Below are 9,192 nucleotides of genomic sequence, written 5' to 3' on the forward strand. Positions count from 1 at the left end.
ACGAGTACCCGATCGGCGTGTACGTGCTGCCCAAGCACCTCGACGAGAAGGTCGCCCGCCTGCACCTGGACGCCCTCGGCGCCAAGCTGACCCAGCTCACCAAGGAACAGGCCGCCTACCTCGGCGTGCCGGTGGAGGGGCCGTACAAGGCCGACTACTACCGCTACTGACCAACACGACAAGGGCGGGGCGGCTGCGGCCGCCCCGCCCTTTCGGGGTATCCGCGGTCAGCCGGCCGGGAGCACCCGCTCGTAGCGGATCGGCAGCGAGGTGAGCCCGCCCAGCGCCCGCGGCGTACCCGGCGGCTCGACGGCCAGCTCGGGCGCCTCCACCCGGCGCAGGAAGGCCGACAGGGCCAGGTTCGCCTGCAGCCGGCCCAGCGTGGCGCCGAGGCAGTAGTGCGGCCCGGCGCCGAAGCTCAGGTGCTGCTCGGTGCGGTCCGGGTCGAGCCGGTCGGGATCGGTGAACCGCTCCGGGTCCCGGTTCGCCTGCGCCAGCACGATCACCATGCTGTCGCCGGCGCGTAGCCGCGCCCCGCTCGGCAGGGTGGTGTCCCGCTTGACGTGCCGCCACAGGCACTGCACCAACGGGGTCAGCCGCAGCAGCTCGTCCACCAGGCCGGGCATCTTCTCCGGCTCGGCGCGCATCCGGTCGGCCAGCGCCGGCTCGGTGAGCAGGCTGTAGAGGCCGCTGGCGATCAGGCTGCTGGTGGTCTCGTGCCCGGAGACGACCAGCAGCCACAGGCCGTTGACCACCTCGGCCCGGGTGAGCCGCTGGTCGCCGCTGCGGCTGGCCAGCATGGCGCTGACCACGTCGTTCCCGGGCTCGGCGGCCCGGGCGTCGACCAGCCGCTCCAGGTAGCCGCGCAGCTCGCCGGAGACCCGGTCCACCTCGGCCGGGTCCACCGGGTTGGACGGGTCCATCGAGCGGGAGATGAAGTGCGACCAGTCCTGCACCCGCTGCCGATCGTCCTCGTCGGCGATGCCGAACAGCGCGCACAGCACCCGGATCGGGGTCGCGTAGGCGTACTCCCGCACCACGTCGCACCCGGTGCCGCCGGCGAGCCGGTCCAGCAGGGCGTCCACCACCTGAGCGGTGGGCTCCGCGGCCCGGGCGGCGTGGGCCGCGAACGCCTGCCCGACCAGCAACCGGTGCCGGGTGTGCTCGGGCGGATTCAGTTCGATGAACGGAGCGTCGGCGTACCGCTGCTCCTCCTCGGCGCTGACCTCGCCGGCCGCGGCCCGCTGCTGGTACCAGCGGCTGTCCCGCGGGTCGACGCTGACCGCGGGATCGGCCAGCGCGGCCTTGGCGTCGTCGTGGCCCAGGACGATGACCTTCCCGTCCGCGTCCACCACGACCGGGCCCTTGTCCCGCCACTCCCGGTACACCGGGTACGGGTCGGCCTGGTGCTTGACGTACATGTCCTCGATACGGTCGACAATCGCCGGTTGCATGAGCATCCCCTGACCGGTCGGCCTCTGACAGTGGCTGTCGAGGCTATGTCCCGTCGCGGAGCGGGGACAACGCGCTCGGATTGCGCGACCTCGCACCCGGTGCCGCCGGGGCGGCCAGGCCCCTATCCTCGCGTCGTGGCGGTCGGGCGGAGGCGGCGACGATGCGGGTGACCGCCGCGGTGGCGCCCGCTCCCGACCACCCGCTGCGCCTGGAGGAGCTGCGTCTCGACGGCCCGGGACCGGGCGAGGTGCTGGTCCGGATCGTCGCCTCCGGGGTCTGCCGCACCGACGCCGACGCCCGTTCCGGCCGGTCCGCCTTCCCGCTGCCCGGCGTGCTCGGGCACGAGGGCGTCGGCCGGGTGCTCGACGTGGGACCGGGCGTCCGGTCGCCGGCCGTCGGGGAGGCCGTGCTGCTCGGCTGGCCGGCCTGCGGACGTTGCCGGCACTGCCGGGGCGGCCGGCCGCGGTACTGCGCCGACCTGCCCGGCCTGCTCTTCGGCGGGCGACGCCCGGACGGGGGCGCGGTGTTCCGCCGCGCCGACGGCACCCCGGTGGCCGGGCGCTTCTTCGGCCAGTCGTCGTTCGCCAGCCACGCGGTGCTGCCGGCCGAGGCGCTGGTGCCGGTGCGCACCAGCCTGCCGCTGGCCGCGGTCGCCGCGCTGGGCTGCGGGATCAGCGCCGGCGCCGGGGCGGTGCTCTACGCGGCCCGCCCGGAGCCGGGCGCGTCGGTGGCGGTGTTCGGCGTCGGCGCGGTGGGGCTGGCCGCCGTGATGGCCGCCCGCTGCACGGCGGCCACCACCATCGTGGCCGTCGACCGCGATCCCGCCCGGCTGGCCCTGGCCCGCCGGTACGGCGCCACGCACACCGTGGACGTGACCGGCGTCCGCAACGTGGCCCGGGCCGTCCGGGAGCGCTGCGACGGGCCGGCCGACGTCACGGTGGAGTGCACCGGAGATCCCCGGGTCGTCCGGCAGGCCGTCGACGCGGTGGGCATGCCGGGGACGTGCTGCCTGGTCGGGGCCGCCCGGCCGGGTGAGACGTTCGCCGTCGACCAGCAGACCATGCTGCGCGGCAAGCGGATCCAGGGTTCGCTCGGCGGCGAGGGCCGTCCCGAGGAGTTGGTGCCGGCGCTGCTGCGGCTGGCCGAGCAGGGCCGGTTCCCCTTCCCCGAACTGGTCGCCTACCGCTCGTTCGACGATCCGGAGGCGGCGCTGGCCGACCTGCTGGCCGGTGCCGTGGTCAAGCCGGTGCTGGTGCTGGAACCGGCCGCGTTGACGGCGCGGACCGACGGATGTGAGGGTTCCGGACGATCGCGCTGAACGGTGCGTGCCCGTTCGCTCACCCGGGGGGCGCCATGTCTCTGCAGCTCTACTGGTTCATCCCCGCCCACGGCGACGGTCGGGAGGTGGCCAGGCCGCGCGCCGGCGGGCCACCCGGCGTGGCCACCCTGCGCCGGGATCCGGACATCGACTACCTGAGCCAGGTGGCTGGCGCCGTCGACCGGCTCGGCTTCGCCGGGGCGCTGGTGCCGTTCGGCATCTTCTGTGAGGACCCGTGGCTGGTCGCGGCGGCGCTGAGTCAGCGCACCGCGCGGCTGCGCTTCATGGTCGCGTTCCGTCCCGGGCTGCTCTCGCCGACCCTGGCCGCCCAGATGTCGGCCACCTGCCAGCGGATCTCCGGCGGCCGGCTGCTGCTCAACGTGGTGGTCGGCGGTGACCCGGAGGAGCAGCACCGCTACGGCGACTGGCTGGCCCACGACCAGCGGTACGCGCGGGCCGACGAGTTCCTCGCCGTGCTGCGCGGCGCCTGGTCGGGGCCGGTGGACCTGGACGGGGAGCACTACCGGGTGGCCGGTGCGACGGTGATGCGCCGGCCGGATCCGCCGCCGATCTTCCTCGGCGGTTCCTCCGCCGCCGCGCAGCGGGTGGCGGCGCGCCGGGCCGACGTCTTCCTCACCTGGGCGGAACTGCCCGCGCAGACCGGCTCGCTGGTGGCCGGGGTGCGGGCGCTGGCGGCCGAGGCGGGGCGGGAGATCGCCTTCGGCACCCGGTTCCACGTGATCAGCCGGGACACCTCCGAGCAGGCCTGGGCGGTGGCGGACGCCATGACGGCCAACCTGGATCCGGCGCTGGTGGCCCGGACCCAGGAGCGGTTCCGCCGCAGCGACTCCGAGGGACAACGCCGGATGGCGGCGCTGCACGGTGGCCGTACCGACCGGCTGGAGATCTACCCGAACGTGTGGGCGGGCTACGGCCTGGTCCGCCAGGGGCCGGGGATCACCCTGGTCGGGTCGCACGACGAGGTGGCCGACCGGATCGCCGAGTACCACGCGCAGGGGCTGGACCACCTGATCCTGTCCGGACAGCCGCACCTGGAGGAGGCGTACTGGTTCGGTGAGGGGGTGATGCCGGCGCTGCGCCGCCGGGGCCTGCTGGTCGGGCCGGACGGGCCGGACGGGCCGGACGGCGACCGGCCGGACCCGGCGCCGCCGCACCGCCGGGCCGGGCAGCGCCCGGAGGTGTCCGTCCGGTGAGCCCGCAGCTGACCCGGGCCGCCGCCGTCACCGGCAGTCTCGCCGACCCGGCCACCTATCTGGACGGTCCGCCGTTCGCCGAGTTCGCCCGCCGCCGCCGGGAGACGCCGGTCAGCTGGGTGGCCGAGGTGCCGCTGCGGCGGCACTCGGCCCGGGGCACGGTGGTGCAGCGGGTCGGCGGCTACTGGGCGGTCACCGGGCACGCGGCGGTGGTCGCCGCGTCGCGCCGACCGGAGGTCTTCTCCTCCGCCGAGCGCGGCGCGTTCCTCGCCGATCCGACCTCCCGGGCCGACCTGGAGCGCTCCCGGCAGCTGCTGGTCGGGATGGACCCGCCCGCGCACACCCGGTTGCGCCGGGTGGTCACCGCCGCGTTCACCGCCCCGGTGGTACGCGGCATGCGCGCGGCCATCGCCGAGCACGCCCGGCAGATCGTCCGGCGGGCGACCGCCGGCCAGCCGGTGGACGCGGTCGCCGAGGTCGCCGCCGAGCTGCCGCTGCTGGTCCTCGCCGACCTGCTCGGCATCCCCCGCGAGGACCGTGGGCTCTTCCTGCGCTGGAGCAACAACCTGGTCGGCTTCGACGATCCGGCCTTCGGCGGCGGCGACGTGGAGGTGTTCAAGCAGACCTTCGTCGAGGCGTTCGGGTACGCCCTCACCGCGGCGAAGGCCCGCCGGCGCGACCCCGGCGAAGACCTGGTGAGCCGGCTGGTGACCGCCGAGGTGGACGGCCGTCGGCTCACCGAGAGCGAGTACTGCCACCTGTGGCTGCTGCTGGTGGTGGCCGGCAACGAGACCACCCGGCACCTGATCTCCGGCGGCCTCGACCTGCTGGCCGACCGTCCCGACCTCGCCGACCGGCTCGCCGGCCAACCCGACCTGGTGCCGACCGCGGTGGACGAGCTGCTGCGCTGGACGACGCCGATCATGCAGTTCCGCCGGACCGCCGTGGTCGACACCGAGCTGGCCGGGCAACCGATCCGGGCCGGGGACAAGGTGGTGCTGTACTACATCTCGGCCAACCGGGACGAGGCCGTCTTCGACCGACCGGAAACCTTCCTGTTGGATCGCAGTCCCAACCCGCACCTGGCGTTCGGGGTCGGGCCGCACTTCTGCCTCGGCTCGCACCTGGCCCGGGTGGAGGCCGCCGTGCTCTTCGAGGAGCTCGCGCCGCACCTGCCCCGACTGCGCCGCACCGGCCCCGCGGTTCGGCTGGAGTCGAACTTCATGAACGGCCTGAAGCAGCTGCCGGTCACCTTCGCCGCCGGCTGACTGGCGCGTCTCCTCAGTTGCACACCACCCGCACCGGGATCCGGTCGTACCCCCGGAAACCCAGTCCGGTGCGGCGGTGGGCCGGGCCGGTGGCCTCGAACCGGCGCAGCCGGGTGGCGAGGTGACCGAAGACCGCCGCGCCCTCGACCCGGGCCAGGGTGGCGCCCAGGCAGTGGTGCGGACCGGAGCTGAACGCCAGGTGCGGGTTGGGGGAGCGGGCCAGGTCGATCCGGTCCGGCTCGGGGAACCGCCGCTCGTCGCGGTTCGCGGAGGCGAGCAGCAGCACCACCACCCGGCGGGCCCGGATCACCCGGTCGCCGACGGTGACCGGCTCGCGGACCACCCGGGACGTGGCGTGGATCGGGCAGTCCCAGCGCAGGAACTCCTCCACCGCGCCGGGCGCGAGGCCCGGGTCCCGGCGCAACCGGTCCAGCAGTTCCGGGCGGTGCAGCAGCAGCGCGCCGCCGGTGGAGAGCAGGTTGGTGGTGGTCTCGAAGCCGGCGAAGAACAGGAAGATGACGTTGTCGACCAGCTCCGCCCGGCTGATCGTGCCGGTCGCCTCGGCGTCGCGGAGCAGGTGCGACAGCATGTCGTCGCCGTCCCGGCCGGCCCGCTCGCGCAGCAGCCCGCCGACGTAGCCGCGCAGCCAGCCGACCGCCCGGACGGCGTCCGCCCGCTCCTGCTCGGTGGGAGCGCCGGAGCCGAACATCCGCCCCAGCGCGACGGCGTGCGGCTGCGCCTCCGCCCGGTCGGCCACCGGGATGCCGAGCAGTTCGGCCGCCACCGTGACCGGCAGCGGGTAGGCCAGGTCGGCGACCAGGTCGGCCGCCGGCGCGTCGGCCATCGCCGCGAACAGCTCCCCGACCAGCTCGACGATCCGTGGCCGCAGCGCCGCCACGGTACGCGGATTGACCGTCCGGGCCATCGCCCGGCGCAGCGTCGAGTGCTGCGGCGGATCCCGGTTGAGCACGGTGGCCCGGAAGAACTCGGTCAGCTCGTCGGGCTCGCCGGAGAGCCGGTAGACCAGGTCGGGGAACTCGTGGCTGAGCCGCGGGTCGGTCAGCAGGGCGGTGACGTCGGCGTGCCGGGTGACCGCCCAGGCGCCCGGCCCGGCCGGCACCACCCGGCCGGCGGCGCGCAGCTCGGCGTAGTGCGGGTACGGGTCGGCGAGCCCGGCGACCTCGGCCTCGTCGTAGCGCGGCACGGTCACACCCGGGTCAGGCTGAGCGGCTCCGTGGGCCGGGCGGCCGCCGCCCGGGCCAGGGTGAGGTAGTCCGCCAGGAACTCCTCCGCCCAGGCCGGCTGGAACCGGTCGGTGGTGTAGAAGAGCATCGCCTGGCAGGCGCCGCTGTGCTGCGGGATCAGCCCCAGCTCCAGGCCGAACCGGCTGCCCAGCGAGTCCGGCGTGTACAGCTCGAACTCCACGCCGCGGGCCTGCACCTTGGTGCCCGGCGGCGGGGTGAGCAGCATCTGGAACACCACGTCGTCGACCCGGCCGGAGGTGTTCTGCAGGTTCAGCGGCAGCATCTGGTACGGGATGCCCTCGTGCAGGAAGCCGTCGATGACGGTGCCCCGGACCCGGCGGACCACCTCGACGAACGGGGCGTCCGGATCGACCTGGTTGCGCAGCACCACCATGTTGGCGAAGAAGCCGACGGTGGTCTGGACGCCCTTGACCGACCGGTTCGCGAACAGCGACGCCACGGAGATGTCGGTCTGCCCGGTGCGCTGGGCCAGCAGCAGGTAGTACAGCGAGAGCATCACCGCGAACGGGGTGGTCCGCTCGCCCCGGGCGACGGCCTTGAGCCGGTTGAACACGCCGGCGTCGATGGTGGCGACCTCGATCCCGGTGGGCCGGCCGCCGTCGGTGGCCGGCACCGCCGGCGGCAGCTCGACCAGCTTCATGCCGCGCAGCTGCCGGATCCAGTAGTCCTGGTGCACCTTCAGCGCCCCGCTGGTCAGCTGCTCGTGCTGCCACCGGGCGAAGTCCGGGTACTGCCACTGCACCGGGGGCAGCCCGGGGTCGCCGTCCGGCCCGGCCTCCAGGAACCGGATCAGATCCTGCAGCACGATGCCGCACGACCAGGCGTCCGAGACCAGGTGGTGCATGTTGAGGCAGAGCATGTGCTCGTCCGGTCCGAGCCGCCACAGGGTGACCCGCAGCGGGTGCCGACCGACGTCGACCGGCGTGTGCAGCTCCCGCTCGACGGCCTCGGCGACCACCGCGTCGAGCCGGTCCGGCTCGGCGGTCAGCGGCACCACCTCGAACGGCGGTGGCAGGTCGTCGTGGATGTGCTGGACGAGCTCCCGCCCGCGGCGTACCAGCGTGGTCCGCAGCGCCTCGTGTCGACGGGTCAGCCGGCCCAGGGCCACCTGGAGCTCGGTGACGTCGAGCGGACCGTGCAGTTTGCACACGACGGGGCAGTTCAGCGACGCGGTGTCCGGGCGGTAGTGCTCCAGGAACCACAGTAGACGTTGACCGATGGATGCCGGCGCCTCCCGATGAGCCATGGGCAGCAACATAGTGGGCCACCGGGTCCCTGGCGAGAAAACTCATCGACCGAAAATGTGACCCTTCGTCATCGTCAGATAACCAACAGATGTCGATGTGGAACGTGCTGCCGATTGCGCGGGCGGCTTCCCGTTCATAGCTTTGTGTCCGCGCTCCGTGACGGGATGCTGCGGTTGGGGGCTGAGCGGCAACCTGTCCATTTCGGAGCGCATTGTGCCAATTAGCGGATCGAATTGGTCGAACGGACCGGACAAAGCGCAGGCGAAGTTGCTTTGAAGACAACTCGGGGGAGTGCCTTGTCGATGCCCGCAAACCAGCTCATGCCCACCTCGTCCGCGGCGACGGAGGTCAAGCGACCCATGCAGCCGCCACGGATCCCGAAGCCGTCTCCGTCGCCCGAGAACCACCCCGTCACCATGCTGCCGATCAGCAAGCTGCTGCCGGCGGACTCGCCCCGGCTCTCCGGGGAGGACGTGCAGCACGTCCGGATGCTCGCCGACTCCGACGCCGACCTGCCGCCGATCCTGGTGCACCGGCAGACCTTGCGGGTGATCGACGGCATGCACCGGCTGCGCGCGGCCGTGCTGCGCGGCCAGGAGGAGATCGCCTGCCGGCTCTTCGAGGGTGGTGAGGACGCCGCCTTCGTGATCGCCGTCGAGACCAACATCGCCCACGGGCTGCCTCTCTCGCTGGCCGACCGGGAGGCGGCCGCCGCCCGCATCCTCCGGTCCCATCCACAGTGGTCGGACCGGGCGATCGCCGCCGTGACCGGCCTCTCCGCCAAGACCGTCGGCGTCATCCGGCGGGGAGCAACTGTGGATCAGCCGCAGTTGCACAGCCGGATCGGCCGGGACGGCCGGGTCCGCCCGGTCAACGGCGCGGACGGTCGCCGCCGCGCCGGGGAGCTGTTCGCGCTGCGCCCCGACGCCTCGCTGCGCGAGGTGGCCCGGCGCGCCGGGATCTCGCCCGGCACCGCCCGGGACGTGCGGGAACGGATCCGCCGCGGCGAGGACCCGATCCCGCCCCGCCAGCGCGGCAACCGGCCCCGGCCGGAGCCGCCGAGCCCGGAGCGGGAGCTGCGCCGGCTGATGAGCGTACGGGGCGGGCCGCTGCGCGATCGGGAGACGATCCTGCGCAACCTGCGTCGCGATCCGTCTGTCCGGTTCACCGACAGCGGACGTAGCCTCCTGCGGTGGCTCGACGCGCGGGCCACCTCGCCCGACGGGTGGGAGACGGTCGTGCACTCGATCGCGCCGCACTGCGCGTACGCCATCGCCGACCTGGCCTGCGCGATCGCCGAGGAGTGGCTCGCGGTGGCCGAGCACCTGCGCCAGCGGGCGGAGAACAGCGCCTGACCCACGCGAACCCGTCCCGACCCCGCCCGACCCCCTCCACCCCGGGGAGACCGATGGACAGTCACAGCAC

8 protein-coding genes are annotated in these 9,192 nt (G+C 74.1%); 5 read left to right on the plus strand and 3 right to left on the minus strand.

Translation table 11 applies throughout. The annotated features are described in order from the left end of the window. Nucleotides 1-170, plus strand: a 170-nt coding sequence (locus DLJ47_RS30220; protein ID WP_146228228.1) for an adenosylhomocysteinase, incomplete at its 5' end; no start/stop codon positions are given. 57 nt (nt 171-227) lie between these two features. Here DLJ47_RS30220 and DLJ47_RS30225 read toward each other — a convergent pair. Further along, on the minus strand, nt 228-1,454 hold the full coding sequence (locus DLJ47_RS30225) for a cytochrome P450 (RefSeq protein ID WP_146228229.1): 1,227 nt from the start codon (nt 1,452-1,454) through the stop codon (nt 228-230). A gap of 161 nt (nt 1,455-1,615) precedes the next feature. On the opposite strand from DLJ47_RS30225, the gene DLJ47_RS30230 reads away from it, so the two are divergent. Genes DLJ47_RS30230 through DLJ47_RS30240 form a run of 3 tightly spaced genes read left to right on the plus strand, consistent with a single transcriptional unit; the run spans nt 1,616 to nt 5,255 of the window. Continuing rightward, nucleotides 1,616-2,773, plus strand: coding sequence for an NAD(P)-dependent alcohol dehydrogenase (locus DLJ47_RS30230; RefSeq protein ID WP_109905101.1), 1,158 nt, complete (start codon nt 1,616-1,618; stop codon nt 2,771-2,773). A 35-nt stretch (nt 2,774-2,808) separates the two neighbouring features. After that, nucleotides 2,809-3,987, plus strand: coding sequence for an LLM class flavin-dependent oxidoreductase (locus DLJ47_RS30235; protein ID WP_109905103.1), 1,179 nt, complete (start codon nt 2,809-2,811; stop codon nt 3,985-3,987). Next, nucleotides 3,984-5,255, plus strand: coding sequence for a cytochrome P450 (locus tag DLJ47_RS30240; RefSeq protein WP_233258095.1), 1,272 nt, complete (start codon nt 3,984-3,986; stop codon nt 5,253-5,255). Before DLJ47_RS30235 ends, DLJ47_RS30240 begins: the two co-directional genes overlap by 4 nt. Nucleotides 5,256-5,268: 13 nt before the next feature. On the opposite strand, the gene DLJ47_RS37675 is transcribed toward DLJ47_RS30240, so the two are convergent. Next, complete coding sequence (locus DLJ47_RS37675; RefSeq protein ID WP_199236067.1) at nt 5,269-6,459, minus strand: cytochrome P450; 1,191 nt, start codon at nt 6,457-6,459, stop codon at nt 5,269-5,271. Between the two features lie 2 nt (nt 6,460-6,461). Continuing rightward, nucleotides 6,462-7,766, minus strand: coding sequence for a condensation domain-containing protein (locus tag DLJ47_RS30250; RefSeq protein ID WP_158289911.1), 1,305 nt, complete (start codon nt 7,764-7,766; stop codon nt 6,462-6,464). A gap of 417 nt (nt 7,767-8,183) precedes the next feature. Here DLJ47_RS30250 and DLJ47_RS30255 point away from each other — a divergent pair, with 417 nt between their 5' ends. Further along, the gene (locus tag DLJ47_RS30255) at nt 8,184-9,122 is read left to right on the plus strand and encodes a ParB/RepB/Spo0J family partition protein (protein WP_199236068.1); all 939 of its coding nucleotides are present in this window, start codon (nt 8,184-8,186) and stop codon (nt 9,120-9,122) included. The last annotated feature ends 70 nt before the right edge of the window (nt 9,123-9,192 follow it).

It is taken from the genome of Micromonospora sp. S4605 (genome assembly GCF_003176715.1).
GTDB lineage: Bacteria > Actinomycetota > Actinomycetes > Mycobacteriales > Micromonosporaceae > Micromonospora > Micromonospora echinaurantiaca.